Origin of the sequence: Clostridium sp. AF19-22AC, assembly GCF_003479085.1 — a bacterium.
Taxonomy (GTDB): Bacteria; Bacillota; Clostridia; order Lachnospirales; family Lachnospiraceae; genus Faecalicatena_A; species Faecalicatena_A orotica.
Window position 1 is genome coordinate 58,071 of sequence record NZ_QUGN01000002.1, and the last position, 24,371, is coordinate 82,441.

The 24,371-nt window shown below is 45.3% G+C and carries 25 protein-coding genes; 18 read left to right on the top strand and 7 right to left on the bottom strand.

The window, feature by feature from the left end; genetic code table 11:
• The first annotated feature begins 65 nt into the window (after positions 1–65).
• From pheA to DWX43_RS02365, 3 genes are read left to right on the top strand one after another with little or no spacing between them, the layout of a single operon-like run.
• Complete coding sequence (pheA, locus tag DWX43_RS02355; RefSeq protein WP_118618581.1) at positions 66–1,196, top strand: prephenate dehydratase; 1,131 nt, start codon at positions 66–68, stop codon at positions 1,194–1,196.
• 30 nt (positions 1,197–1,226) lie between these two features.
• On the top strand, positions 1,227–2,519 hold the full coding sequence (locus DWX43_RS02360) for an ATP-binding protein (RefSeq protein ID WP_118618583.1): 1,293 nt from the start codon (positions 1,227–1,229) through the stop codon (positions 2,517–2,519).
• 43 nt (positions 2,520–2,562) lie between these two features.
• The gene (locus tag DWX43_RS02365; RefSeq protein WP_109729207.1) at positions 2,563–3,378 is read left to right on the top strand and encodes a DUF6612 family protein; all 816 of its coding nucleotides are present in this window, start codon (positions 2,563–2,565) and stop codon (positions 3,376–3,378) included.
• A gap of 142 nt (positions 3,379–3,520) precedes the next feature.
• Here the strand turns inward: DWX43_RS02365 and DWX43_RS02370 are convergent, their stop codons facing one another.
• Positions 3,521–5,257 (bottom strand): NFACT RNA binding domain-containing protein, encoded by a 1,737-nt coding sequence (locus tag DWX43_RS02370; RefSeq protein ID WP_118618585.1) that lies wholly within the window; start codon positions 5,255–5,257, stop codon positions 3,521–3,523.
• A 174-nt stretch (positions 5,258–5,431) separates the two neighbouring features.
• On the opposite strand from DWX43_RS02370, the gene DWX43_RS02375 reads away from it, so the two are divergent.
• The 9 genes from DWX43_RS02375 (at position 5,432) to DWX43_RS02415 (ending at position 12,313) form a co-directional block, all read left to right on the top strand.
• Entirely contained in the window at positions 5,432–6,310 is an 879-nt protein-coding gene (locus DWX43_RS02375) for a YicC/YloC family endoribonuclease (protein WP_118618587.1), read from the top strand.
• Positions 6,311–6,347: 37 nt separating this feature from the next.
• Positions 6,348–6,986: a guanylate kinase gene (gene gmk, locus DWX43_RS02380; RefSeq protein WP_109729210.1), complete on the top strand. Its 639-nt coding sequence runs from the start codon at positions 6,348–6,350 to the stop codon at positions 6,984–6,986.
• 3 nt (positions 6,987–6,989) lie between these two features.
• Positions 6,990–7,235, top strand: a complete 246-nt coding sequence (gene rpoZ, locus DWX43_RS02385; protein ID WP_109729211.1) for a DNA-directed RNA polymerase subunit omega — start codon at positions 6,990–6,992, stop codon at positions 7,233–7,235.
• Positions 7,236–7,294: 59 nt separating this feature from the next.
• A complete protein-coding gene (gene rimO, locus DWX43_RS02390) occupies positions 7,295–8,617 on the top strand; it encodes a 30S ribosomal protein S12 methylthiotransferase RimO (RefSeq protein ID WP_118618904.1) in 1,323 nt (440 codons plus the stop codon).
• Positions 8,617–9,159, top strand: a complete 543-nt coding sequence (gene pgsA / locus DWX43_RS02395) for a CDP-diacylglycerol--glycerol-3-phosphate 3-phosphatidyltransferase (protein WP_109729212.1) — start codon at positions 8,617–8,619, stop codon at positions 9,157–9,159. The genes rimO and pgsA overlap by 1 nt, the downstream gene beginning before the upstream one ends.
• A 3-nt stretch (positions 9,160–9,162) precedes the next feature.
• Positions 9,163–9,678, top strand: a complete 516-nt coding sequence (locus tag DWX43_RS02400; protein ID WP_118618589.1) for a CinA family protein — start codon at positions 9,163–9,165, stop codon at positions 9,676–9,678.
• A gap of 467 nt (positions 9,679–10,145) precedes the next feature.
• Positions 10,146–10,838, top strand: a complete 693-nt coding sequence (locus DWX43_RS02405; protein ID WP_109729214.1) for a hypothetical protein — start codon at positions 10,146–10,148, stop codon at positions 10,836–10,838.
• Positions 10,839–10,873: 35 nt separating this feature from the next.
• Positions 10,874–11,884, top strand: a complete 1,011-nt coding sequence (locus tag DWX43_RS02410) for a GGGtGRT protein (protein WP_109729215.1) — start codon at positions 10,874–10,876, stop codon at positions 11,882–11,884.
• 99 nt (positions 11,885–11,983) lie between these two features.
• Positions 11,984–12,313 carry a cupin domain-containing protein gene (locus DWX43_RS02415; RefSeq protein ID WP_118618591.1) on the top strand — a complete coding sequence of 110 codons (330 nt, stop codon included), beginning with the start codon at positions 11,984–11,986 and terminating at the stop codon, positions 12,311–12,313.
• 67 nt (positions 12,314–12,380) lie between these two features.
• On the opposite strand, the gene DWX43_RS02420 is transcribed toward DWX43_RS02415, so the two are convergent.
• Entirely contained in the window at positions 12,381–13,199 is an 819-nt protein-coding gene (locus DWX43_RS02420; RefSeq protein ID WP_109729217.1) for an ATP-dependent RNA helicase, read from the bottom strand.
• A 192-nt stretch (positions 13,200–13,391) separates the two neighbouring features.
• On the opposite strand from DWX43_RS02420, the gene DWX43_RS02425 reads away from it, so the two are divergent.
• Positions 13,392–14,726: an MATE family efflux transporter gene (locus tag DWX43_RS02425; protein WP_109729218.1), complete on the top strand. Its 1,335-nt coding sequence runs from the start codon at positions 13,392–13,394 to the stop codon at positions 14,724–14,726.
• Between the two features lie 18 nt (positions 14,727–14,744).
• On the opposite strand, the gene DWX43_RS02430 is transcribed toward DWX43_RS02425, so the two are convergent.
• The 5 genes from DWX43_RS02430 to DWX43_RS02450 are packed head-to-tail and all read right to left on the bottom strand — an operon-like array spanning position 14,745 to position 18,046.
• A complete protein-coding gene (locus tag DWX43_RS02430) occupies positions 14,745–15,266 on the bottom strand; it encodes a hypothetical protein (protein ID WP_109729219.1) in 522 nt (173 codons plus the stop codon).
• A gap of 21 nt (positions 15,267–15,287) precedes the next feature.
• Positions 15,288–16,019: an ABC transporter ATP-binding protein gene (locus DWX43_RS02435; protein ID WP_243099234.1), complete on the bottom strand. Its 732-nt coding sequence runs from the start codon at positions 16,017–16,019 to the stop codon at positions 15,288–15,290.
• Between the two features lies 1 nt (position 16,020).
• The gene (locus DWX43_RS02440; RefSeq protein WP_347559292.1) at positions 16,021–16,410 is read right to left on the bottom strand and encodes a GntR family transcriptional regulator; all 390 of its coding nucleotides are present in this window, start codon (positions 16,408–16,410) and stop codon (positions 16,021–16,023) included.
• Complete coding sequence (locus DWX43_RS02445) at positions 16,407–17,192, bottom strand: hypothetical protein (protein WP_118618595.1); 786 nt, start codon at positions 17,190–17,192, stop codon at positions 16,407–16,409. Before DWX43_RS02445 ends, DWX43_RS02440 begins: the two co-directional genes overlap by 4 nt.
• Positions 17,189–18,046: an ABC transporter ATP-binding protein gene (locus DWX43_RS02450; RefSeq protein WP_118618597.1), complete on the bottom strand. Its 858-nt coding sequence runs from the start codon at positions 18,044–18,046 to the stop codon at positions 17,189–17,191. The genes DWX43_RS02445 and DWX43_RS02450 overlap by 4 nt, the downstream gene beginning before the upstream one ends.
• A 183-nt stretch (positions 18,047–18,229) precedes the next feature.
• On the opposite strand from DWX43_RS02450, the gene DWX43_RS02455 reads away from it, so the two are divergent.
• The 5 genes from DWX43_RS02455 to galE all read left to right on the top strand — a co-directional run bounded on the left by DWX43_RS02455 (position 18,230) and on the right by galE (position 24,371).
• Positions 18,230–19,174, top strand: a complete 945-nt coding sequence (locus DWX43_RS02455) for an L-lactate dehydrogenase (RefSeq protein WP_118618598.1) — start codon at positions 18,230–18,232, stop codon at positions 19,172–19,174.
• A gap of 239 nt (positions 19,175–19,413) precedes the next feature.
• Positions 19,414–20,223, top strand: a complete 810-nt coding sequence (locus DWX43_RS02460) for a M15 family metallopeptidase (protein ID WP_109729815.1) — start codon at positions 19,414–19,416, stop codon at positions 20,221–20,223.
• 83 nt (positions 20,224–20,306) lie between these two features.
• Positions 20,307–22,121: an ABC-F family ATP-binding cassette domain-containing protein gene (locus DWX43_RS02465; RefSeq protein ID WP_118618600.1), complete on the top strand. Its 1,815-nt coding sequence runs from the start codon at positions 20,307–20,309 to the stop codon at positions 22,119–22,121.
• Positions 22,122–22,348: 227 nt separating this feature from the next.
• Positions 22,349–23,269 (top strand): sugar phosphate nucleotidyltransferase, encoded by a 921-nt coding sequence (locus tag DWX43_RS02470; RefSeq protein ID WP_109729226.1) that lies wholly within the window; start codon positions 22,349–22,351, stop codon positions 23,267–23,269.
• Positions 23,270–23,336: 67 nt separating this feature from the next.
• Positions 23,337–24,371 (top strand): UDP-glucose 4-epimerase GalE, encoded by a 1,035-nt coding sequence (galE, locus tag DWX43_RS02475; RefSeq protein ID WP_109729227.1) that lies wholly within the window; start codon positions 23,337–23,339, stop codon positions 24,369–24,371.

Sequence of the window (24,371 nt, forward strand, 5' to 3'; positions counted from 1 at the left end):
AATGGTTGGATTATACAGTTAAATGTATTATAATATTTCTTAGTTTGTGCAAAGGAGAAATAAAAATGGCTACATTGGAAGAACTGAGAATGCAGTTGGATGAGATCGATGACCAGCTTGTAAATCTGTATGAAAGCAGGATGCAGGTATGCAGGGAAGTCGGGGAACTGAAGGTAAATACAGGCAGAAAAGTGTTTGACCGGCAAAGAGAGCGGGAAAAGCTGGAGGCAGTATCTGCAAAGGTATCCGGGGATTTTAACAAGAAGGGAATTCAGGAACTGTATGAACAGCTTATGTCCATGAGCAGAAAGCTGCAGTACCAGCAGCTGGTTGAGGCCGGCGCACTCGGACGCCTTCCATTTATTGAGGTGGATTCACTGGACAAATCAAATGCCAGGGTGGTATTCCCGGGGGTGGAAGGCGCTTACAGCCAGGCTGCCATGCAGCATTATTTCGGTGAGAACTGCAACAGTTTCCATGTGCGTACATTCCGGGATGCGATGGAAGCGATTGAGGAAGGGTCTGCCGATTATGCGGTTCTTCCGATTGAGAATTCGTCTGCAGGTGCTGTCGATGAGATGTACGATCATCTTGTAGAGTTTGAAAATTACATAGTAGGTGAAACAGTGATCCCTATTACACATACACTTGCCGGCCTGCCGGGAACGAAACTGGATGATATCCAGCGGGTGTATTCAAAAGGAGTAGCACTTCTGCAGGCATCACGTTTTCTGAATGAACACGGTAACTGGCAGCAAATCAGTGTGGCTAATACGTCTATCGCGGCCAAGAAGGTCCTGGATGACCAGGATTACACCCAGGCGGCTGTGTGCAGTGCATATGCGGCTAAAGTTCATGGATTGTCTGTACTTGAAGAAAATATCAATGATGTGCCGAATAACTCCACAAGGTTTATCGTTGTAACGAATCAGAAGATTTTCCTTCATGATGCGTCAAAGATCAGTATCTGCTTCGAGGTGCCCCATGAGAGTGGTTCGCTGTACCACATCCTGTCTCACTTCATATATAATGACCTGAACATGACAAAGATCGAATCCCGCCCGATTGAGGGAAGAAACTGGGAGTACCGTTTTTTCGTGGATTTTGAAGGGAATATGGCGGATGCAGCGGTGAAAAATGCAATCAGGGGCCTTCGGGAAGAAGCCAGAAATCTGAAGATACTCGGGAATTATTAAAACAGGAACGGACAGGAAAGAGGAACAGATATGCGTACGAATGAATTAATGCTCTATAAAAATATGGAATATGGGGAACTTCTTCTGGATATGACATTTTTGATAGAGAATTATGAGAATGAATATTATAACAGGGAAGACTTAAGAAGTCTGCTCTTTGAATGTGTGAATGCGCTGCTGGAGCTGTCAGTGAGCCACGGTTTTGAAGGAAATCTGTGGCACACGTATCTGACATTTCTTCTGGCAAGCGATGAGAATGCATACAGTACATCCTGTGAGATCGTAGGCCCGGTGGATGGAAGCATCAACGATATTGCACTTCAGGACTTCGGGGTTTTCAAAGAATTGTTTGATTATGATTTCAGCAGGCTGGAGGAAATACTGGACGTAAAATGTTTCTCAGTTCTGCTGGATTATCAGAGCATCAATGAAGGCAGCAAGGTTTTCAATAAACGCATCAGGGACAGAATCTGCGGGCTTGCAAAAGCTCTTGGAAATGCCGGAAGCGTGGGGATGTTTAAAAATATACTGACCCAGTTCTATAAGGAATTTGGCGTGGGAAAGCTCGGTCTGCATAAGGCCTTCCGTGTGGAACACCCGGAAGAGGAAGGCGTACAGATCGTGCCGATTACGAATATTGCACATGTGCACCTGGATGATCTGGTCGGATACGAGATTGCAAAAAAGAAACTGATCGATAATACACGGGCATTTGTAGAGGGCAGGAGGGCAAACAATTGTCTTCTGTACGGTGATGCAGGAACAGGAAAGTCGTCTTCCATCAAGGCAGTCCTGAATCAGTATTATGACCAGGGGCTGAGGATGATCGAGGTCTATAAGCATCAGTTCCAGGATCTGAATGATGTGATCGCGCAGATCAAGAACAGGAATTATAAGTTTATTATTTATATGGATGACCTCTCATTCGAGGAATTTGAGATTGAGTATAAATACTTAAAGGCTGTCATCGAAGGCGGGCTGGAAAAGAAACCGAACAATGTACTGATCTATGCCACTTCAAACCGCAGGCATCTTGTGCGCGAGACATTCAAGGATAAGGCGGACCGGGACGAAGAATTGCATACGAATGATACAGTTCAGGAGAAACTGTCATTGGTAGCCAGATTCGGGGTGACAATCTATTTTGGTTCTCCGGACAAAAAAGAATTCCAGATGATTGTAAAAGAACTGGCAAAACAGAATGGAATTAAAATGCCCGAGGAGCAGCTGCTCCTCGAGGCAAATAAATGGGAACTGACCCACGGCGGCCTTTCAGGCCGTACGGCACAGCAGTTTATTGACTATCTTCTCGGATGTCAGTAAGACGTGTGTACAGCAGCCCCAGAACAAAAAAGAAGGATATTTCATGAATAAAATTGCAAAAAAAACAGGGAGTGTACTTTTGCTGCTAATTTTCTGTGTAGTTCTTACAGCAGGATGCAGCGGAAAACTGACTCCTAAAAAATTAATGTCATCGGTTTCAAAGAATCTTGCAGGGGCGGAATCCATAACTAATACGCTGAGTATGCATATAGAACTGGAAGATGTACTGGATACAATGAAGATTTCGATGGACATGACGATGGAAAATACTGCAAAACCGAAGGCTGGCCATGCGAAGGGGACGGCAGAGGTGAATTTCAGCGGAAATAAGGTAGGCAGCGGTATCGAGATATATCAGGTAAATGAGGGCGATGAATTTGTAACATACAGCAGTATGTATGATAAGTGGAGCAGAGAAGCTGCCAGCAGCGCCGGGAAGAGTACGTTTAACGGCAATCTTTTCGAGGAGGCGGGCGCATCCATTAATTCATTCCGCCTGGCAGAGCAGAGTGTAGAGGTAGGCGAAAAGGAATGCTATGAGATGTACGGGGATATAACAGGAAAAGAACTGCTGCAGTTTATGGGGCTGGATATGATGGGTGCATTTGGTCTGGTAGAAATCCCGGATGAAGATGCAATTGCAAATCTGGCAGTTCCGGTTACGATAGACGTATATCAGGAGGAACTACTGCCGGCCAGAGTAATCGTGGATATGACAGATGTGATGAATGACCTGTACGATGAATACGGTAAAAGTACGAATGTGAATGACTTTACAATTCAGCTCGGTTATACGGGATTCGATAATGTTGGGGAAATCCAGGTACCGCAGGAAGTAAAAGACGCCTGTACACCATAATAATGATGTATAATAGGGGCTGTAGAAATATTCCCCTAAAAGCGAAAAGCTCTCGTCGTACAATGTACGGCGGGAGCTTCTTTGACATTACGTAACGATAACGTCATTTTCCAACATATATTAAATAGAAAACTTTCCTGTACTATGAAAGCTCCTTAATATGCGAGATATCACTGTCTATGACAAGCGAATAATTTGTATAGTATACAACGAAACCGGGTTTCGCCCCTTTTGGTTTTTTAACATGTTTCTTTTCTATATAATCTATTTCTACCTTGTCACTTCCGCGTGATTTTGAATAATAAGCGGCCAGACGTCCGGCTTCTTCGAATGTCTTGTCGGGAAGTTCTTCTCCCTCTGATTTGACAATGACATGTGACCCGGGAGCCCCCTTAGCATGGAACCACCAGTCATTGCCCACGGCAAAGCTGAATGTGAGTTCATCGTTCTGAAGGTTATTTTTGCCTACATAAATATGAAACCCATCGCTGGATATATAATGAAGCGGTTTATTTTTTATTTTTACCTTTTTCTTTGTAAACTTCCGGCGCATATAGCCTGCGCTAATCAGTTCTTCCTTGATTTCGGCCAGATCGTCTTCCGTCAGTGCGATGTCCAGGGCCGTGCTTATTGATTCAAGGTAAGTTATGTCATCACCAGTTTCCTGAATCAGTTTGGATAAAGCCTCCCATGTTCTCTTTTGCTTGTTGTATTTATCAAAATAACGCTGTGCATTTTCCTGAGGTGTTTTCGTGCCATCCAAAGGAATCGTGACCATCTCATTGGTATAATAGTTGAGCGCTTCCAGTTTTTTAGCGCCTGCATCAAGGTTATAGCCGTAGGTGTTGATCAGTTCGCCGTAAACCTTGTATTTATCGCGGTTCTCCGTATCCTTAAGCTGCTTAAGCTGCAGATCATACTTTTTCCGGTTCCTTTCCAGTGCAGTCTGTACGATATGGCGCAGGTCAGCTGACTTCTGACGGATGCGCGTGATCGTATTTTTAGAAGCATAATATGTTTCCAACACTTCTGAAATACTGGAAAATTCCCGCTGCGCGTAGCCGCCAAAATGGGTCAGCGTAAGTGCGGAGAACTCTTTTGGCTCCTTTCCATCGTAATAAATGGCAGGAGAGAATTGGTTCTCCTTCACTGCCAGAAAAAATATGTTAAACTGATTATACACATGTTTCAGGATGTCTTCTGACAGTTCCTTTGGAGTGACAGAAGAATCTACACCAGAAAGCGAACATACTTCTTCAGCCACTACAGGGCTTACACCGGTGAAGCTGGTATATATGGCCTTGGAAAGCGGCATTGGCTTTTCCGTAAGAAGACGGATAAAATCAGGCTCCTCTACACTCAGGGGATCAGACTTTTCCATTGTGTCAGGGATAAAGTACTCCCTGCTCGGAAGAACCTCGCGCACAGAACTCATCTGAGCAGATACATGCTTGATACTGTCGATCACCATGCCGTCCTCTGTGCAGAAAATGATGTTGCTGTGTTTTCCCATAATCTCCACGACCAGGTCTTTCCGGCACAAATCGCCGAGTTCATCAAGATGTTCGATCGTAAAATGGATGATACGCTCCAGCTTCGGCTGGTAAATGTCTACAATCCGGCCATTACTGATATGTTTTCTCAAAAGCATACAGAAATTAGGGGCCGTCATCGGGCTTGGTTTGTTTGAATCTGTTAAATATATCAGCGGGAGAGAGGCGCTTGCAGAAATACAGAGCCGTTTCTGCCCGGAAGAAGACTTCAGTGTCAGAAGCAGTTCATCTGTCTCAGGCTGTGCGATTTTAGCGATTCTGCTATTTAATAATTGTTCTTTTAGTTCGTGGACCAGACAGGCCACGCATGTTCCGTCAAATGCCATGATTTTTCCTTTCTTTATGCGGCAGGATGGTTACCACGTTTTTAAATAATAGTAGCCTTATTCCGCCCAAATGTCAAGAATTGCAGGTGAAAGGTTGACCGGGAAGGGGCATAGGGGGTATAATGTTTCATAATGCGTAAGAAACAAAATATGGAAAATAAAGGATGAACGACCATGATAAAAAGCATGACAGGTTTCGGCAGGTGTGAGGTTTTAAAGGAATTCAGAAAGTTTACGGTGGAGCTGAAAAGTGTGAACCACAGATATCTGGATGTGAATATCCGCATGCCAAAGAAGCTTAACTTTTTTGAAACATCAATCCGTACGCTGCTGAAACAGTATGCGAACAGAGGGAAAGTGGATATTTTTATTACTTATGAGGATACGTCTGAAAGTCAGGTATCTCTCAAATACAATGCTTCACTGGCGGCAGAATACATGAAGTATTTTAAACAGATGGAAGAAGAGTTTGGTCTGGAGAACGATATACGTGTCTCTGCCTTGTCCCGTTATCCCGAGGTTATCACGATGGAAGAACAGTGTGAGGATGAGGAAGAACTCTGGAATGGGCTGAAAGAGGCTTTGGAAGGTGCATTTGCACAGTTTGTGGAGACAAGGAAGACGGAGGGGCAGAACCTGAAGCAGGACATTCTTGAGAAGCTGACAGGGATGGAGAAGCTGGTTGCTTTTATCGAAGAACGTTCCCCTGAGATCATAGCCCAGTACCGCGCCAGGCTGGAAGAAAAAGTGGGAGAGCTGCTTAAGGATACCCAGATGGAGGAAAGCCGCATTGCTGCGGAAGTCATCCTGTTTGCAGACAAGATCTGCACAGATGAGGAAGTGGTTCGTTTAAAGAGCCATATCAGTCATATGAGGGACACGCTGGAAGAAAAGGAAGGGATCGGAAGAAAGCTGGATTTCATTGCCCAGGAGATGAACCGTGAGGCGAATACGATCCTGTCCAAGGCAAATGATCTGGAGGTTTCCAACTGTGCCATCAGCCTGAAGACAGAGATAGAAAAGGTCAGGGAGCAGATACAGAACATAGAATAAGTAACATAAAATATAGAACAGGTAAAGGATGTCTGAGATGAATAGAAGAGGAATTCTGATCGTCGTGTCCGGATTTTCCGGTTCCGGCAAGGGAACTTTAATGAAGGAACTGTTGGGCCGCTATAAGGAGACATATGCGCTTTCTATCTCCGCAACAACACGTTCTCCAAGGGAAGGAGAAGTGGACGGAAGGGAATATTTTTTCAAAACCCGGGAAGAATTTGAAAAAATGATTGCGAAAGATGAACTGATAGAGTATGCTAGGTATGTGGAAAATTATTACGGAACCCCGCGTGAATATGTGGAGAAGCAGTTAGAAGCAGGCAAGGACGTCATTCTGGAGATTGAGATACAGGGCGCCCTGAAGGTAAAGGAGGCATTTCCGGACACACTGCTTTTGTTTGTCACACCTCCGTCGGCAGAAGAGCTTAAGAAGCGTCTTGTCGGAAGGGGCACGGAGACAATGGAGGTCATTGAATCCCGGATGAAGCGCGCAGTAGAAGAAGCCGAAGGCATGGACAGATACGATTATCTGATAATCAATGATGAACTGGAGGTCTGCACGGAGCAGATGCATACTATTATCCAGAGTGAACATCACAGAAGTTTTCGTAATACAGGATTTATGAAAGAAATTAAAGCTGATTTGGACAGAAGTTTGAAAGGAGAATCATAAGATATGTTACATCCATCTTACACAGACTTAATGCAGGTCGTTAACAAAGACGTAGAGGAAGGCGAGACAAAGATCGTCAACAGCCGTTACTCTATTGTACTGGCAACATCAAAAAGGGCAAGACAGCTGATCGACGGTGAACTGCCTCTTGTAAATGCAAAGAATGGCGAGAAGCCGCTTTCAACTGCTATTGAAGAACTGAATGAAGGCAAGCTGAAGATTATCGCTGAGAATGCAGAAGAAGAATAGTAAAGAAAAGGAGGCAGATGCGCTTAGAGTATCTGCCTTTTAAAAATCTGGGAGGTTTTATGAAGATACTTTTTATTTCTCTGGGATGCGACAAGAACCTGGTGGATACTGAGGTTATGCTGGGGCTTCTGGCATCAAGAGGATATCAGATGACAGATGATGAGACAGAAGCAGATATCATTGTTATCAATACATGCTGTTTCATCCATGATGCCAAGGAGGAGAGTATTCAGAATATTCTTGATATGGCAGAATATAAGAAAGAAGGAAACTTAAAGGCTCTGATTGTGACCGGGTGTCTGGCAGAACGCTATCGTCAGGAGATACTGGATGAGATTCCTGAAGTGGATGCCGTGCTGGGGACGACAGCCTATGACAAGATTCTGGATGCTGTAGATGAGGCTTTAGCTGGGCATCATGTAGTAACGATGGAAGATATCAACGCTCTTCCAGACGTGACGCAAAACCGTCTGGTAACGACAGGGGGACATTATGCATACCTGAAGATTGCAGAGGGATGTGATAAACACTGTACCTACTGCATCATCCCGAAGATCCGGGGGAACTTCCGGAGTGTACCGATGGAGCGCCTGATCAAGGAGGCGGAATATCTTGCCGGGCAGGGGGTAAAGGAACTGATCCTCGTAGCGCAGGAGACCACGCTTTATGGAAAGGACCTTTATGGAGAGAAGAGGCTGCACCTGCTTTTGAAAGAGGTGTGCAGAATTAGTGGAATTCAGTGGATCAGGATTCTGTACTGTTATCCGGAAGAGATTACGGATGAACTGATTCAGGTAATGAAGGAAGAAAAGAAGATCTGCCATTATCTGGATCTGCCAATCCAGCATGCCAGTGACGATATCCTGAAGCGCATGGGAAGAAGGACGTCAAAGCAGGAACTTAAGGATATTATCGGCAGACTGAGACGGGAGATCCCGGACATCTGCCTGCGTACAACGCTGATCACCGGCTTTCCGGGAGAGACGCAGGAGCAGCATGACGAACTGCTTAATTTTGTAGATGAGATGGAATTTGACCGTCTGGGCGTGTTCACTTACTCACCGGAGGAGGATACCCCGGCAGCTTCGATGCCGGACCAGATTGACGAGGAAGTGAAGCAGGAACGTCAGGCAGACCTGATGGAGCTTCAGCAGGAGATCGCGTTTGATAATGCCCAAAACATGGTCGGCAGGGAAGTACTGGTTATGATAGAAGGAAAAGTGGCAGACGAGAATGCCTACGTCGGCAGGACTTACCGGGATGCCCCGAATGTAGACGGACTAATCTTTGTAAATACAGACGAAGTACTTGTGTCCGGGGATTTTGCAAAAGTCAAAGTAACCGGGGCAGTAGACTATGATCTGATAGGAGGACTTGTGTAATGAATTTACCAAATAAGCTTACAATATTAAGAGTCATTATGGTGCCGTTTTTTGTATTGTTCATGCTTACTGATATCGGGGGCAGTGCAAATAAATGGATTGCACTTGTGCTCTTTGTGATTGCCAGTCTGACAGACCTTTTGGACGGGAAGATTGCAAGAAAGTACAATCTTGTGACAAATTTCGGGAAGTTTATGGACCCTCTTGCTGACAAGCTTTTAGTCTGCTCTGCAATGATCTGCCTGATTGAGATGAATAAGCTCTCAGCATGGATTGTAATCGTGATCATCAGCAGGGAGTTTATTATCAGCGGATTCAGACTTGTAGCGTCTGATAACGGGGTTGTAATCGCAGCCAGCTACTGGGGGAAGTTCAAGACTGTTTTCCAGATGGCAATGATTATCGTGCTGATCGCAGATCTGGGTGGTATGTTTGCTGTAATCGGAGATATCCTTGTATGGATTGCGCTTGCACTTACTGTAATTTCCCTGATAGACTATGTGGTAAAGAACAAACAGGTTCTGACACAGGGAGGGATGTAAAAGATGTATCCGGAGTGGGTATTGAATAAAAAAAAAGCGGATGAGGCGAGCCTTGAGGAACGCCTCGTTGCCATACTGTCCGCTAAGGGACTTACCATTACCACCGCAGAATCCTGCACCGGCGGCCTGATCGCAGGAACGCTGGTGAATGTGTCCGGTGCCTCTGACGTGCTGAATGAGGGATATGTGACCTATTCCAATGAGGCAAAGGAGCGGCTTGTCGGGGTAAAACACGAGACGCTTGAGACATACGGGGCTGTCAGTGAACAGACTGCGGCAGAGATGGCCAGGGGAGCTGCGAAGGCAGCACATGCGGATGTGGCTTTAAGTGCTACAGGAATTGCTGGACCGGGCGGCGGGACTGAGGAAAAGCCGGTCGGGCTGGTGTATATCGGATGTTATGCCTTGGGAAAGACAAAAGTGTTAAAATGCCAGTTTACAGGAACCAGAATGGAGAACCGGATGCAGACGGTGGAAGATGCCCTGACTCTGGCGGTTGAACAGCTAGAAGGCTGCTGACAGCAGATAGAATATATAGAAAGAAAAAAGACTTCTGAGTTACCATTAACCGGGCTTGCCAGCCTGGCTTCTGTAAGCAGGAGTCTTTTATTGTACCAGTTTTCTGATTTCACATAAATTCCATATAACTTTTAAGGTTCGTCTAAAGTAACGTATTTATACTGTCATGGAAATATAAAATAAGCAAGGAGAATTGGCAGTTAAGTATGAGGACAGGTAAATATGGAAGAAGAGTCGGCTGAGGCAGTGATACAGTCTATTTCCGGGGAAGTTTATCAGTACTTAAATGGTGGAGAGTAGCTGGAAACTAAAATTGTCTTATAAATATGACACATGTCAGGCGAAACTTGTATAATCTTACAATTGACGAAAGTCGAAAATTGTGCGAAAATATCTCATATACGGCGTTAAATAAATATCAAGCGCCTATAGGAAGAAAATCATACATATTTGAAAGGAGTTTTAACATGATTTATTCACATGAAGTAGAAATGATGTGTCCGGTAGCTCAGGGTGCAAATCACGGACCAGCTCCAATTCCGGAAGAAGCAAAATGGGTACAGGCTAAAGAGGTTAAAGATATTTCTGGATTAACACATGGTGTAGGCTGGTGTGCTCCTCAGCAGGGTACATGCAAGCTGACATTGAATGTTAAAGAAGGTATCATTCAGGAAGCACTGGTTGAGACAATCGGATGTTCAGGAATGACACATTCAGCAGCTATGGCATCAGAGATCCTTCCGGGAAAGACTATTCTGGAGGCACTGAACACAGACCTTGTCTGTGATGCTATCAATACAGCAATGAGAGAACTCTTCTTACAGATTGTATACGGAAGAACACAGAGTGCATTCTCTGAAGACGGACTTCCTATCGGCGCAGGTCTGGAAGATTTAGGAAAGGGACTTCGTTCACAGGTTGGTACAATGTACGGAACACTGGCAAAAGGTCCTCGTTACCTGGAGATGGCAGAAGGATATGTAACAGGAATCGCTCTGGATGAGAACGATGAGATCATCGGATACCAGTTCGTAAGCCTCGGCAAATTAACAGACTTTATCAAAGCAGGCGATACACCGAATGATGCATGGGAAAAAGCAAAAGGCCAGTACGGACGTGTTGCTGATGCAGCTAAGATTATCGACCCACGTAAAGAATAACAGGTAACGTTAAAATAAATCAGGAGGACAATTAAATGGCTTTATTTGAATCATATGAAAGAAGAATTGATAAAATCAATGAAGTATTAAACAGCTATGGCATTGCTTCTATCGAAGAGGCAGAGAAGATCACAAAGGATGCCGGACTTGATGTTTACAATCAGGTAAAGAGCATCCAGCCAATCTGTTTTGAAAATGCCTGCTGGGCATACATTGTAGGTGCGGCAATCGCAATCAAAAAAGACTGCAGGACAGCAGCGGAAGCAGCAGCAGCAATCGGAGAAGGACTTCAGTCTTTCTGTATCCCTGGTTCTGTAGCTGACCAGCGTAAAGTAGGTCTTGGACATGGTAACTTAGGAAAAATGCTTCTGGAAGAAGACACAGACTGCTTCGCATTCCTGGCAGGACATGAATCTTTTGCAGCAGCAGAAGGTGCCATCGGTATCGCTGAGAAAGCAAACAAAGTCCGTAAAAAACCTCTGCGTGTAATCCTGAACGGTCTTGGAAAAGATGCAGCAAAGATTATCTCCAGAATTAACGGATTTACATATGTACAGACAGAGTATGACTACTATACAGGAGAACTGAAAGAAGTTCAGAGAACTGCTTATTCAGAAGGACTCCGTGCAAAAGTTAACTGCTACGGTGCAAATGATGTACGTGAAGGTGTTGCAATCATGCACAGTGAAGGCGTAGACGTATCTATTACAGGAAACTCTACAAACCCGACACGTTTCCAGCACCCGGTTGCAGGTACATACAAGAAAGAATGTATCGAGCAGGGTAAAAAGTACTTCTCAGTAGCATCAGGCGGTGGTACAGGACGTACACTTCACCCGGATAACATGGCTGCAGGACCGGCTTCTTATGGTATGACAGATACTCTGGGACGTATGCATTCAGATGCACAGTTCGCAGGATCTTCATCTGTACCGGCTCACGTAGAGATGATGGGACTGATCGGCGCAGGCAACAACCCGATGGTTGGTATGACTGTTGCTGTTGCAGTTGGCATTGAAGAAGCAGCAAAGGCTGGAAAGTTCTAGGAAGATAATTTAAATATTTTTTGAGAACCGCGCTAACTGTTTATGGTTGGTGCGGTTTTTGAGAATATGAGTTGTTACTGGTTTTTAGGAGGTACTAAAATGACAGTTGAAAGAATAGAAAATATGTGCGGCGGAGAGGGCCATGTAATCATCAAAAGAATACTGGGTGAAAAAGAATTAAACGGAAAATGCGGCCTGTATGCCGAAGTTACGCTGGAACCGGGATGTACGCTGGGTTATCATGAGCACCATGCAGAGAGTGAGACATACTATATACTCTCGGGTGAAGGTGTATATAACGACAATGGAAACGAAAGAAGTGTGAAGCCGGGAGATGTTACCTTTACCCCGGATAACTGCGGACACGGGCTGGCTAATACAGGGCTGGAGAATCTGGTATTTATGGCACTGATCATTAAGGATAATTAAATCAATATAAAAAGAGCGGGCGCTGCGAAATAGACGAGTAATTCATCTATGGAGCAGCGCCCGTTTTTTAACTCATATGTCTTCGTACCAGACAGGAAACAGCACCCGCCAGACATAATCCAAGTAATACGTTATGAAGTGAACCGAATACATCAAGGGCACCTTTTATTCCATTCAAGATCTCATAAGAACCCAGAGTATCCGGCAGGAAGGAACAGAGCAGGAAGGAAAGATAAGAGGCTATATAGATAAAAATGAAGGAAAACAGGCCTCTTCCGGTATCTTCCCGGTAGACTTTCCGCCCCTCGCGTATTCTCATTTTTGTTAATGACCAGAAAAAGGAGATCAGCTCGAACAGCAGGAAAACGGCTGCTACCGCCGCATATGCGGCCAGTGCAAAGTTCTTTTCCGTTAAGATATTCTGCGGGTCCCCGTAAGGTGCGGCCCCCCTCCAGAAATTATAGGCAAGGACGCCAAACGTACCTGCCATGATCAGAACGGAAATAATTCTGACAACAGAGCGGGCTACGCGATAGATTGCTTTTGTACCGTATTTAGCTGTCTTTTTGACAGGCGAGAGCAGCCGGCCGGAAGATTTGCGCCTTGCACGTTTTCTTCTGGGGGAATCGTGGTCGTACTGATAATCATTACTGTCGTAATCGTCATCATCATACAGGTTGTCTTCATAGTCATCACCATACAGGTCGTCTTCATAGTCATCATCGTAATCGCTGTCATATTCATCCGTGTCAACGGCCACTGTTTTATTGACTGTATCACCAGACACAGGTTTCGTATCAAAGCTATATGAAAAGGGAATTTCTTCTTCGTAGGTTACTTCAAAATCATCATCAAAAATAGTAGCACCGTTTTTGGTAGTACTCATCAAACTCCTCCTCGAATTGAATCTAACAAAATATATCTATCCACTTTAGGTATGGTATAACTTTTTCTTAATATACTCAAGGGCAAACACAAAAAATTCATAAAGTCCTAAGATTTCTTTTATATTTTTATGAAAAGTGTTAGAATAAAAAAGTGTTGCGATCATGAGAAAAAAGAAGCAGGAGTGATAGATATGATTACGGATATGACAGAAGGAAAGCCTTTTGGGATACTTTGGAGATTCACGGTACCTATGCTGATCAGTGTAATGTTCCAGCAGCTTTATAATATAGTAGACAGTGTTGTAGCGGGGAAGTTTGTCGGAGTGAACGCCCTGGCGGCAGTGGGTGCATCTTATCCCATTACGATGATCTTTATGGCGGTGGCTACGGGGCTGAATATTGGATGCTCGGTTGTGATTTCGCTCTATTTCGGTGCAAAAGAGTATGAACAGATGAAGAGTGCCGTGAGCACCTCCCTTCTGACGGTTCTGGGGATCAGCGTTTTCCTTACCATCCTGGGCCTTATTCTGGGCAGGCCGCTGATGACTCTTTTAAAGACGCCGGAAGATATTTTCGGGGATTCGGCACTTTACCTTAACATATACATATGCGGACTGATTTTTCTTTTTATGTATAATATCTGTACGGGTGTCTTTACCGCGCTGGGAGATTCAAAGACTCCTCTGTATTTCCTGATTGCATCCTCGATTGGGAATATCATTCTGGACCTTGTTTTTGTCATCTGTTTCCATATGGGTGTGGGCGGCGTGGCGTGGGCCACATTTCTGGCACAGGGCGTTTCTTCCATACTTGCGTTCTTCACCCTGCAGAAGCGGTTGAAAAGTGTCGGGAGCAGAGAGTACAGAAGGTTTTCATCTACTATGCTCAAAAAGATCATGGAAGTAGCGGTTCCGAGCATCCTGCAGCAGAGCTTTATCTCGGTCGGGAACCTGTTTGTCCAGGGGCTGATTAACAGTTACGGTTCCGCGGTTGTGGCGGGGTATTCGGCGGGAATGAAGATCAATACATTTGCAATCACCTCGTTTACCACGCTGGGAAATGGTGTTTCCAGCTTTACGGCCCAGAATATGGGGGCGCGAAAGCCAGACCGGATTTCGAAAGGCTTCCGCGCGGGTACAGTCATGGTTCTGAGTGTTGCAGTACCGGTATTCCTTCTCTTTTTCTTCGCCGGACAGCCAATCGTGCAGCTGTTTATGAGCGAAGGGGGAGAGCGGGCCGCCGAAGTCGGCGTGGAGTTCCTGCGAATCACATCCCCGTTCTATGCAGTAATCTCGTTAAAACTCATTGCGGACGGCATCCTGAGGGGAGCCGGGGCAATGAAAGCGTTTATGATTGCTACGTTCTCTGACCTGATCCTGAGAGTGATTCTGGCATTTGTGTTGTCAGGAGTCTGGGGAGAGACAGGGATCTGGCTGTCGTGGCCGGTCGGCTGGGTGATAGGGACATCACTTTCCGTCGGATTTTATATATCGGGTATCTGGAAAAAGCAGAACCTGATTGCTTAGAATGTATTTAAATAAGGCTTATTCTGACGTGAGGATATCCTGTAGCCAGTCGATGCCAAGAAGGGCAAGTATGATGCAGAGCCCGAGCACAATACTGAGTATGATCTGGGAAATGGAGGGTACCCATATTGCCTTTGCCCCGAACATGGTAAAGATCACAAAATAGTAAATGATAATGGACAGTACCATATAGATACCAAAAATTTTCAGCATAACTTTTGCTTTTGCCATATAAAGATCCCGTTTCAGGATGGGGAGTGTATCGTATTTCCGGAGCAGAAAGGATAACTGATCCCGCTCACGGATCCAGAACAGGCGGAAGTTCAAATAGACTGTCTCTATGGCGAGTCCGGCCCAGAAGGCAGGATGCCAGAAGGAAACGGGTTCCACCGCTGCCGTAAGACCGTCCGCATTCAGGCCGTACGTCTGGATGGATGCCTGGGTTTGAGCCTGAATGAAGTAAACATACAGTATGATAACCATGATAATATAATAATAACTGGCATGCAGCCTCTTTTTTTCTATCTGATATAGTGTCATAATGTATCCTCCTCACAGGAATCAGGACAAAAGGTCTTTAATATGAAATCTTTTAAACGGATCGGCATCGGGATTCTTTTCCCGGGCAGAGCGGCGGTACTGGTCTTCCAGTGATTCTTTTGTATCGTTTCTGATGAGCCTCCCATTTTTTAAAACAAGGACATAGTCAGCAAGTTTGTCTAAATCCTCGGTTATATGGGTGGATAGAAGAATCCCGATATCTTTTTCGAGAACATCCTTAAGGATTGCGAGAAAATCCCTCCGGAAAACAGGATCGAAACCTGCCATCGGTTCATCCAGGAAAAGGAATCGAGGCTGGTGTGCAAGTGCGAAGCAAAACTGCATTTTCATGGCTTCCCCTTTGGAAAGCTGATAAACCTTGCAGGAAGGCGCAAGCTCCATCTTATCCAGCCAGAAGTAGTAGTCTTCAAGTGACCACTCCGGAAAATAAATTCCCAGATTCTGCCCGTTCTCCAGTATAGACTGTTCCTGAAAAAATGATAAATTCTCTGAAATATATCCAATCTTTTCTTTATATGCGGCAGGATTCTGTGACAAGGAGATACCGTCTATGACTGCCTCGCCCTGCATCCTGCGTGCTGTCCCGGATATGCAGCGGAATAAGGTTGTTTTCCCGGAACCGTTTGGGCCGATCAGTGCGGCAAGGTAACCGCTTTCGAGCATAAAGGAGATATCCTGTAATGTAAAGTTTTTATAGCTCTTTGTAATATTTCTGCATTCGAATTTTGACATCTTATTCGTCACTTCCTTCCCAGAGAATCTGCACCATATCCTGAAACTGGCTGAGTGTTAATTCCAGACGCCGGCCTTCCTGTATTAATTGGCTGATCTGCCCCTCCAGCCGCTTCAGCTGTTCTTCCCGGAGTGCCTCCCGGTCAGGTTCTTTGATATAGAAGCCTTTCTGGGGAAGTGAGTAGATCAGCCCGCCCGCCTCCAGTTCCTCATAGGCGCGTTTAGTTGTGATGACACTGATGCTTAAGTCTTTTGCCAGTGAGCGGATGGAAGGAAGCATATCTCCTGGTTTGAGCTCTCCTTTTAGGATGGCATTTTTAACAGCCTGTATAATTTGTTCATAAATAGGGAGACTTGAGTCTTCCCTGATGAATATATTCAATCGTTTCACTCCTTTTTATCCGGAATAGGGTAATATATTTTTTCATAGGAAAGCATGTAGGACAAAACAGGAGTAATGCAATACTTTGCCAGCAGGATATTGACGGCAAAGGCAATGCACCAGATAAGGAATATCCACCATGTCCATGTGATCCGGGCTGCAGCAAGGGAATAGAAAATAATAATCTCTAAGAGCAGCAGTGCAAACCAGTAGACGCCGGCAATGACCTCGCTGCTCTTTTCACTGACTATATCAGGCTCTGCAATAAGTGCTTCTTTTCTGTTGCCCGGATCTGTGCGGAGGTTCAGGTCAATCAGCAGGAAAAACCAGAGACTGAGCTGTGCGAGAATTTCCGTCCAGTTTTGGGAGACAAAGAACTGTCCTATTACGACGTAACGGAGGAGTATATATGTAAATACAATACTCAGAATTACTTTTATCATTAGATGCAGTCTTAAGTACTTCATTTTTTCTTTTTCCCCTGCCGCACAGACATACAGCGGTCTGGAAAGACGGATTGGCATTTTTTCAAGCAAAACCCACAGAAGTATGATTGCAGCTGCAGAGGCGGCAGATAAAAGGATGATTCCGCTGCTGTCAGAACTGAAAAAGTGATCCAGCGCAGCCTGCGGATAAGTGCCGTCCGGGCGCACCATATCCCCTAAGTACTGAAGAAGGGTGATGTGCACAATCATGCTCATACCGATACAATAAACGATGAAGTAAATCAGGATACTTAAAAAATTCTTTTTGATATCCAGCCATAAATCATTCAGAATAATACGGATCATTTTATGAACCCTCCTTTGCTGAGATAATACATCAGGTCTTCCAGAGACGGTCTGGTTACGGCCAGTCCTTTTAACTGTCCTTCCTTTGGAAATTCAATCAGGAGAGAACTTTTATAAGGTTCATAGAGCCGGCAGATGACATTGGGCCCGAAGGTATGTTCAATCTGCTCACGCGTTCCGGAGGCAATGTAAAAACGGTCCCCCAGTTCTTCCTTATCCAGCTCCAGGCATATGCTGCCTTCGTCTAAAAGAATGATATAATCCCCAATCTGGTCAAGGTCATTCGTCAGGTGTGTGGAGAAGAGGATGCTGCGCTTTCCGCTTTCCACAATATCCTGCATGTAGCCCAGAAGCTCTCTGCGAAAGAGCGGGTCCAGCCCGGCGGCCGGTTCATCCATCAGAAAGAGCTTTGCATCGTGTGATAAGGCAAAGGCAAGCTGGAAGCGGGTTTTTTGTCCCTTAGACAGTTTTCCGGCCTTCTGCTTCGGAAGCAGCCCGAAGCGTTCACAGAACTGGAGGTAAAGGGAATGATCGTACCGGGAATAAAGCGAACCAAAGAGCCTGCCGTTGGCTTCTATACTGAGATTGTCTTCAAACAGTGATTCATCCAGCACAAACCCGATTTCATTCTTTGCCTCTTTTTCTTCTGTTTCCATATTATACCCATTGACATAAATATCACCGCTGTCCTTCTGATACAGCCGGAGGATCGTCTTAATCAGTGATGTCTTGCCGGCCCCGTTCCTGCCAATCAGTCCCATGATATATCCCGGTTCCAGTGACAGATTAATATCGAGAAGTTGCAGACTGCCGATGGACTTGTTCAATTTGCGGATTTCCAGCAGATTATCCATAAAATCCCTCCTGACGTGTACTGTGTATAGGTGCCTATGACTGTATATAATCTGTATATGTCTATATATACAGATTAAGCCCGGAAGATATATTTGTCAATAGGGGAATAGAAAATAAAAGAATTTGGTAATAATAACCTGTGTACAGAGAATGACATACACATTTGAAAAGGAGATTATGAGATGAATATTCAGAAATGCGGAATTATCGGATGCGGCGGTGTGGGTGCCACAACCGCCTATACACTGGTCGAGAGCGGTCTTTTTAATGAAATGGTCCTGATTGATATTGACAAACGAAAGGCGGAGGGGGAAGCGCTGGATATCGGGCACGGAATTCCTTTTACTGTACCTTCGGACATCTACGCAGGGGATTACTCAGATTTGAAGGATGCCTATCTGGTCGTTGTCACAGCAGGGGCGAACCAGATGTCGGGAGAGACAAGGCTCGATATTTCGGCAAAGAATGCGAAAGTATTCCGCCAGATCATTCCGGAGATTGTAAAATACAATTCTGAATGTATTCTTTTAATTGTTACAAATCCGGTGGATGTCCTTACAAGCCTTGCACTGAAACTTTCGGGATTTCCGGCAGGACGTGTGATTGGGAGTGGGACGGTACTGGATACGGCGAGGCTGAAATATCTTCTGGGAAAGAAGTTTAATCTGGATTACCGGAATATACATGCATGGATGATCGGTGAGCACGGCGACAGCGAGCTGGCTGCATGGAGCAGTGCGACTGTGGCAGGACTCCCTGTGGATGAATACTGCCGCCAGCACGGGAGAACAAGGGACAGTCTCCAGTTGAATGAGATTTATGAGGAAGTCAGAGACAGTGCATATGAGATTATAGATCGAAAAGGTTCCACATTCTATGCGGTTGCGATGGCCGTAAAACGAATCGCACAGGCACTTGTCAGGGATGAGCATTCCATTTTGACTGTATCAAGCCTTGCCCAGGGACATTATGGAATCAACCATGTCTGCATTGGCCTGCCGACCGTGCTCGGCGTTAACGGGGCAGAAGACATCATAGAAATCCCCCTGAATGCACAGGAGAGGGAGAAACTGAAAGAGTCTGCGGCAGCCCTGAGTAAGATTTATCATGAGGTGCAGGACATTTAAAGTATAGTCTGGAAGAGGAATCCTATTTTATTAAAAAAGAATGAAAATTGTAAAATAGTGTCGACTTCTCAAATTTATCTGGTAAAATAAATATGCTAATACGATGATATAAGCTTTAGAGAAATGTGAATGACATAGAACGGGAATTGTTATGGGAAAGGAGCTCTATGCAGGAAGATTTTTATTCAGAGGCAGAGGACCCTGCTTTATATAAAAGTGAAATGAAGAGAAGGCACTGGATGGCAAGGAGAAGAAGGCAGCGGCGTATCAGGATCCTTGTATTTACAGGCAGTATTGTCCTTATGGGTACGGTTCTGTTCGCACAGAAATATACCGCATCTGAACATCAGGTGGTACGTGCGGAGAAAAAGCAGAAAGTGGTAGAGACATCAGCCGATATTGATAATTCACAGAAGAAAGTATCTGCAAATGATAAGGAAGGTGTGAATTCAGATACTGCGGAATATGAGATAGATGCATCTGCATGGAATCTGATCCTTGTAAATAGCAGCCATCTTGTTCCGGATGGGTATTCCGTGGAGCTGACAGAATTAACAGATGGTGAAGCCGTGGATTCGAGGATTTATGATGACCTGAAGGCAATGCTGGATGCAGCCGAAGGCGAAGGGCTGTCCCCGGTTATATGTTCCTCATACAGGTCACTGGAAAAGCAGACCACATTATTTGAGGAGCAGGTCAGCATGAACATGTCAAATGGCGCTTCCAGAGAAGAGGCAGAGAAACAGGCGGCGGTATGGGTGGCCCCTCCCGGTACGAGTGAACACCAGCTGGGACTGGCCCTTGACATTGTGTCGAGTTCCTACCAAGGGCTCGACGAGGCACAGGAAGAGACTGCTGAACAGAAGTGGCTGATGAAGCATTGCGCGGAGTACGGCTTTATACTCCGTTATCCCACTGATAAAAGTGATATCACGGGGATTGGCTACGAACCGTGGCATTACAGATATGTCGGGAAAAAGGCGGCCAAAGAAATCATGAAGCAGGGAATCTGCCTTGAAGAATATCTGGGTGCAGCGAAATCAAATTGATGAAGTAGAATTAAGCTCCGGCAAGTTGACGTTTTTAGGAAAATCCCTTATGATAGAAAGGTCGAAAAGGGAGGAATATTCTTATGAATGTTTTAAATATAGAGCATATCAGTAAAATTTACGGAGAAAAAGTCATCTTTGATGATGTTTCCTGCGGAATCCATGAGGGAGATAAGATCGGGATCATCGGAATTAACGGGACCGGCAAGACCACCTTACTGAGAATCATAGCCGGGCTGGAAGAACCAGATGACGGGCAGGTGGTCAGGCAGAATGGGATGAAAGCCGGTTATCTGCCGCAGAACCAGAAATTCCCGGAGGAGGCATCTGTTTTATCTTATGTGCTTGCAGGACAGAAGCAGGATGTTTGGAATGTAGAGAGTGATGCGAAAAGTATATTGAACCATCTGGGACTTACTGACCATGAGGCAGTCATGGGGCATTTATCCGGCGGCCAGAAGAAGAGGGCGGCGCTCGCAAAGGTTCTGGTAGAACCTGCGGACGTCCTGATTCTGGACGAGCCGACCAATCATCTGGACGAAGACATGATAAACTGGCTGGAGGACTATCTGAAGAGGTACAGGGGCGTCGTCCTGATGGTGACCCATGACAGATATTTTCTGGATAAAGTGACGAATAAGATTCTGGAGATCAGCTATGGGAAGCTCTATGCCTATGAAGCAAACTATTCAAGGTTCCTTGAGATGAAGGCACAGCGGGAAGAGATGGAGCAGGCGAGCGAAAGAAAGCGCCAGAGCGTCCTGAGGATGGAGCTCGAGTGGGCAGCCAGAGGCTGCCGGGCGAGGAGCACTAAGCAGCGGGCCAGACTGGAACGACTGGAAGCACTGAAAAACGGTAATGCCCCGGTCCAGCCCCAGCTGGTAGAGATGGATTCCGTCGAAACACGCATGGGCAAAAAGACGATAGAGCTTCACCATGTGAGTAAGAGTTATGGAAGCAGAATCATGGTAAAAGATTTTGACTATATCGTTTTGAGGAACCAGCGCCTTGGTATCGTAGGCCCCAACGGCTGCGGAAAGTCAACCCTGATTAAGATGATTGCCGGAATACTCCAGCCGGATTCCGGAAGTATAGAAATCGGTGAGACGGTAAAGATCGGTTATTTCGCCCAGGAAGTACCGGATATGAATACAAGCCAGAGAGTCATTGATTATGTACGCGATATTGCGGAATATATTCCGACCAGACAGGGCAGGATTACCGCTTCGCAAATGCTGGAACGGTTTTTGTTTACCCCTGATATGCAGTATTCCCCTATTGAAAAGCTTTCGGGAGGGGAGAAGAAGCGGCTGTATCTGCTCGGAATCCTTCAGGCAGGGCCGAACTGCCTGCTGATAGATGAGTGCAATGATCTTGATATTCCTACGCTGACGATTTTCGAAGATTATTTGAACAGCTTTCCGGGAATCGTAATCACAGTTTCACATGACAGGTATTTCCTTGATAATGTTGTGGACAGGGTTTTTGCGTTTGAGGGGGATGGCCGGCTTGTGCAGTACGAAGGCGGCTACACGGATTACATAGAGGCAAGGCAGCGAAATGCTGCATCTGGTGCGGCAACGGCCGGGCCAGTGGATGCTCTTGAAGAAAAGAAGAGCAGCAGGGACTGGAAGCAGAACAGCCCGGTAAAGCTGAAGTTCTCATATAAAGAGCAGAAAGAATATGAAACAATCGATGAGACGATTGCCGCACTCGAAGAGAAAATAGAATCTCTGGAGGACGAAGTTCTTAAAAATGCCACAAATTCAGCAAAATTAAATGAGCTGCTTGAGAAAAAAGAACTGGCAGAAAAGGAACTGGAAGAGAAAATGGAACGCTGGGTCTATCTGAATGATCTTGCGGAAAAAATTGAGGCACAGAAAACAGGCGGAAATTAGAATAAAAAACAGGCGGAGTGAACCGCCTGTTTTTTGTTTATCAAGTGGCCTAAGCGGCACTTATATGATATAATAATTTAGTACATTGACCCCAGGAATATTAAGATGTATAATAGTCATGTGATTTTAAAAACGAAAATGAAGTAAAAAAATCGAAAGATGTGACTATATTAAATTCGTATGTGATTATACGGGGTCGTAATCAAATCGGAAAGAGGTGTTTGGATATGAAAAAACCAGTATTAGTGATTATGGCTGCGGGAATGGGCAGCCGTTATGGCGGCTTGAAGCAGATTGATCCTGTAGATGAAGAAGGGCATATCATCATGGATTTTTCCATTTATGATGCCAGACGGGCAGGGTTTGAGAAGGTTGTTTTTATTATTAAGGAAGAGTTTGACGAAGAATTCCGCTCCAGCATAGGAGATAGAATCAGCGAATTCATGGAAGTGGATTATGTATATCAAAAGCTTGAAGATCTGCCAGAAGGATTTTCTGTTCCGGAAGGCCGTGTGAAGCCATTTGGTACAGGTCATGCCATCTTAAGCTGCCGGAATGTTGTGGACGGACCTTTTGCGGTTATCAATGCGGACGACTACTATGGAGTGCATGCATTAAAGGAAATATACAATTATCTTTCACAGAATGAAGATGATGACAAATACAGGTATGCTATGGTCGGATATCACCTGATTAAGACGATGACAGAGAACGGTTCTGTGTCACGCGGTGTCTGTGAGACTGATGAAGCGGGGTATCTGACAGGAATTACAGAACGTACGCAGATAGAAAAGACAAAGGATGGCGCGGCATTTACAGAAGACGGCGGTAAGAGCTGGACGAAGATTGACCCGGAATGTATTGTATCTTTGAACATGTTTGGCTTTACTGCAAGCATGATCAAGGAGCTCCAGATGCGTTTTCCAAAGTTCCTTGAAAAGAATCTGAAGGAGAATCCGCTGAAATGCGAATATTTCCTCCCGACGGTTGTAGGCGAACTCATTGAAGAAGGAAAGGCAACCGTGAAAGTACTGGAGTCAAAAGACAGATGGTACGGTATTACCTATAAGGAAGATAAGCAGAGCGTTGTGGATGCTGTTGCCGGGATGAAAGAAAACGGTACATATCCGATGCATCTCTGGAAATAAGGAATCAGCAGGATAGAGGCGCAGCAGGCGCCGGTAACAGGACATCAGTAGAGAAAGGAAGTAAATCATGGCAATTTTAGTAGCAGGCGGAGCAGGATATATAGGGAGTCATACATGTGTGGAACTGTTGGAGAGAGGATATGAGGTTGTCGTAGTGGACAATCTGTATAATTCAAGCGAGACGGCACTGGAAAGAGTCCAGAATATCACAGGCAGGACTCTCAAGTTCTATAAAGGGGACATTCTGAACAGGGAAGATCTGGACCCGGTTTTTGAAAAGGAAGATATTGAAGCTGTCATCAACTTTGCGGGACTGAAGGCGGTCGGGGAATCCGTGGAGAAGCCCTGGGAGTACTATCACAATAACATTACCGGGACGTTAATCCTATGCGATGTGATGAGGAAGCATGGCTGTAAGAACATTATTTTCAGTTCATCCGCGACAGTTTATGGGGATCCTGCAGAGATTCCAATTACTGAAAACTGCCCGAAGGGAGAAATCACAAACCCATATGGACGGACGAAAGGGATGCTGGAGCAGATTCTGACAGATCTGCATACCGGAGATCCTGAGTGGAATGTGATGCTCCTTCGTTATTTTAACCCGATTGGGGCACATAAATCGGGGCTGATTGGAGAAGATCCGAAAGGAATCCCGAATAACCTTGTACCTTATATCGCACAGGTTGCAGTCGGGAAATTGAACTGTCTGGGGGTATTCGGAGATGATTATGACACACCGGACGGCACAGGGGTGCGTGACTATATCCATGTAGTTGATCTGGCTGTCGGGCATGTCAAGGCAATTGAAAAGCTAAAGACCAGCAAAGGCGTCCACATTTATAACCTTGGAACAGGAGTTGGATACAGCGTGCTGGATGTGGTAAAGGCCTACGAGAAGGCATGTGGCAGGGAAATACCATATCAGATCAAGCCGCGCCGTGCGGGAGACATTGCCACCTGCTACTGTGATGCCTCAAAAGCAAAAGAAGAACTCGGCTGGACGGCCGAAAGAGGAATCGAGGAAATGTGTGAGGATTCCTGGAGATGGCAGTCCATGAACCCGGACGGTTACAGAACTGCCGGCCAGACAGAAAAGTAA

What these genes read in the sequence shown, in the direction of transcription:
- pheA (WP_118618581.1), top strand. Translation starts at nt 66, where the DNA reads ATGGCTACATTGGAAGAACTGAGAATGCAGTTGGATGAGATCGATGAC.
- DWX43_RS02360 (WP_118618583.1), top strand. Translation starts at nt 1,227, where the DNA reads ATGCGTACGAATGAATTAATGCTCTATAAAAATATGGAATATGGGGAA.
- DWX43_RS02365 (WP_109729207.1), top strand. Translation starts at nt 2,563, where the DNA reads ATGAATAAAATTGCAAAAAAAACAGGGAGTGTACTTTTGCTGCTAATT.
- DWX43_RS02370 (WP_118618585.1), bottom strand. Translation starts at nt 5,257, where the DNA reads ATGGCATTTGACGGAACATGCGTGGCCTGTCTGGTCCACGAACTAAAA.
- DWX43_RS02375 (WP_118618587.1), top strand. Translation starts at nt 5,432, where the DNA reads ATGATAAAAAGCATGACAGGTTTCGGCAGGTGTGAGGTTTTAAAGGAA.
- gmk (WP_109729210.1), top strand. Translation starts at nt 6,348, where the DNA reads ATGAATAGAAGAGGAATTCTGATCGTCGTGTCCGGATTTTCCGGTTCC.
- rpoZ (WP_109729211.1), top strand. Translation starts at nt 6,990, where the DNA reads ATGTTACATCCATCTTACACAGACTTAATGCAGGTCGTTAACAAAGAC.
- rimO (WP_118618904.1), top strand. Translation starts at nt 7,295, where the DNA reads ATGAAGATACTTTTTATTTCTCTGGGATGCGACAAGAACCTGGTGGAT.
- pgsA (WP_109729212.1), top strand. Translation starts at nt 8,617, where the DNA reads ATGAATTTACCAAATAAGCTTACAATATTAAGAGTCATTATGGTGCCG.
- DWX43_RS02400 (WP_118618589.1), top strand. Translation starts at nt 9,163, where the DNA reads ATGTATCCGGAGTGGGTATTGAATAAAAAAAAAGCGGATGAGGCGAGC.
- DWX43_RS02405 (WP_109729214.1), top strand. Translation starts at nt 10,146, where the DNA reads ATGATTTATTCACATGAAGTAGAAATGATGTGTCCGGTAGCTCAGGGT.
- DWX43_RS02410 (WP_109729215.1), top strand. Translation starts at nt 10,874, where the DNA reads ATGGCTTTATTTGAATCATATGAAAGAAGAATTGATAAAATCAATGAA.
- DWX43_RS02415 (WP_118618591.1), top strand. Translation starts at nt 11,984, where the DNA reads ATGACAGTTGAAAGAATAGAAAATATGTGCGGCGGAGAGGGCCATGTA.
- DWX43_RS02420 (WP_109729217.1), bottom strand. Translation starts at nt 13,199, where the DNA reads ATGAGTACTACCAAAAACGGTGCTACTATTTTTGATGATGATTTTGAA.
- DWX43_RS02425 (WP_109729218.1), top strand. Translation starts at nt 13,392, where the DNA reads ATGATTACGGATATGACAGAAGGAAAGCCTTTTGGGATACTTTGGAGA.
- DWX43_RS02430 (WP_109729219.1), bottom strand. Translation starts at nt 15,266, where the DNA reads ATGACACTATATCAGATAGAAAAAAAGAGGCTGCATGCCAGTTATTAT.
- DWX43_RS02435 (WP_243099234.1), bottom strand. Translation starts at nt 16,019, where the DNA reads ATGTCAAAATTCGAATGCAGAAATATTACAAAGAGCTATAAAAACTTT.
- DWX43_RS02445 (WP_118618595.1), bottom strand. Translation starts at nt 17,192, where the DNA reads ATGATCCGTATTATTCTGAATGATTTATGGCTGGATATCAAAAAGAAT.
- DWX43_RS02450 (WP_118618597.1), bottom strand. Translation starts at nt 18,046, where the DNA reads ATGGATAATCTGCTGGAAATCCGCAAATTGAACAAGTCCATCGGCAGT.
- DWX43_RS02455 (WP_118618598.1), top strand. Translation starts at nt 18,230, where the DNA reads ATGAATATTCAGAAATGCGGAATTATCGGATGCGGCGGTGTGGGTGCC.
- DWX43_RS02460 (WP_109729815.1), top strand. Translation starts at nt 19,414, where the DNA reads ATGGCAAGGAGAAGAAGGCAGCGGCGTATCAGGATCCTTGTATTTACA.
- DWX43_RS02465 (WP_118618600.1), top strand. Translation starts at nt 20,307, where the DNA reads ATGAATGTTTTAAATATAGAGCATATCAGTAAAATTTACGGAGAAAAA.
- DWX43_RS02470 (WP_109729226.1), top strand. Translation starts at nt 22,349, where the DNA reads ATGAAAAAACCAGTATTAGTGATTATGGCTGCGGGAATGGGCAGCCGT.
- galE (WP_109729227.1), top strand. Translation starts at nt 23,337, where the DNA reads ATGGCAATTTTAGTAGCAGGCGGAGCAGGATATATAGGGAGTCATACA.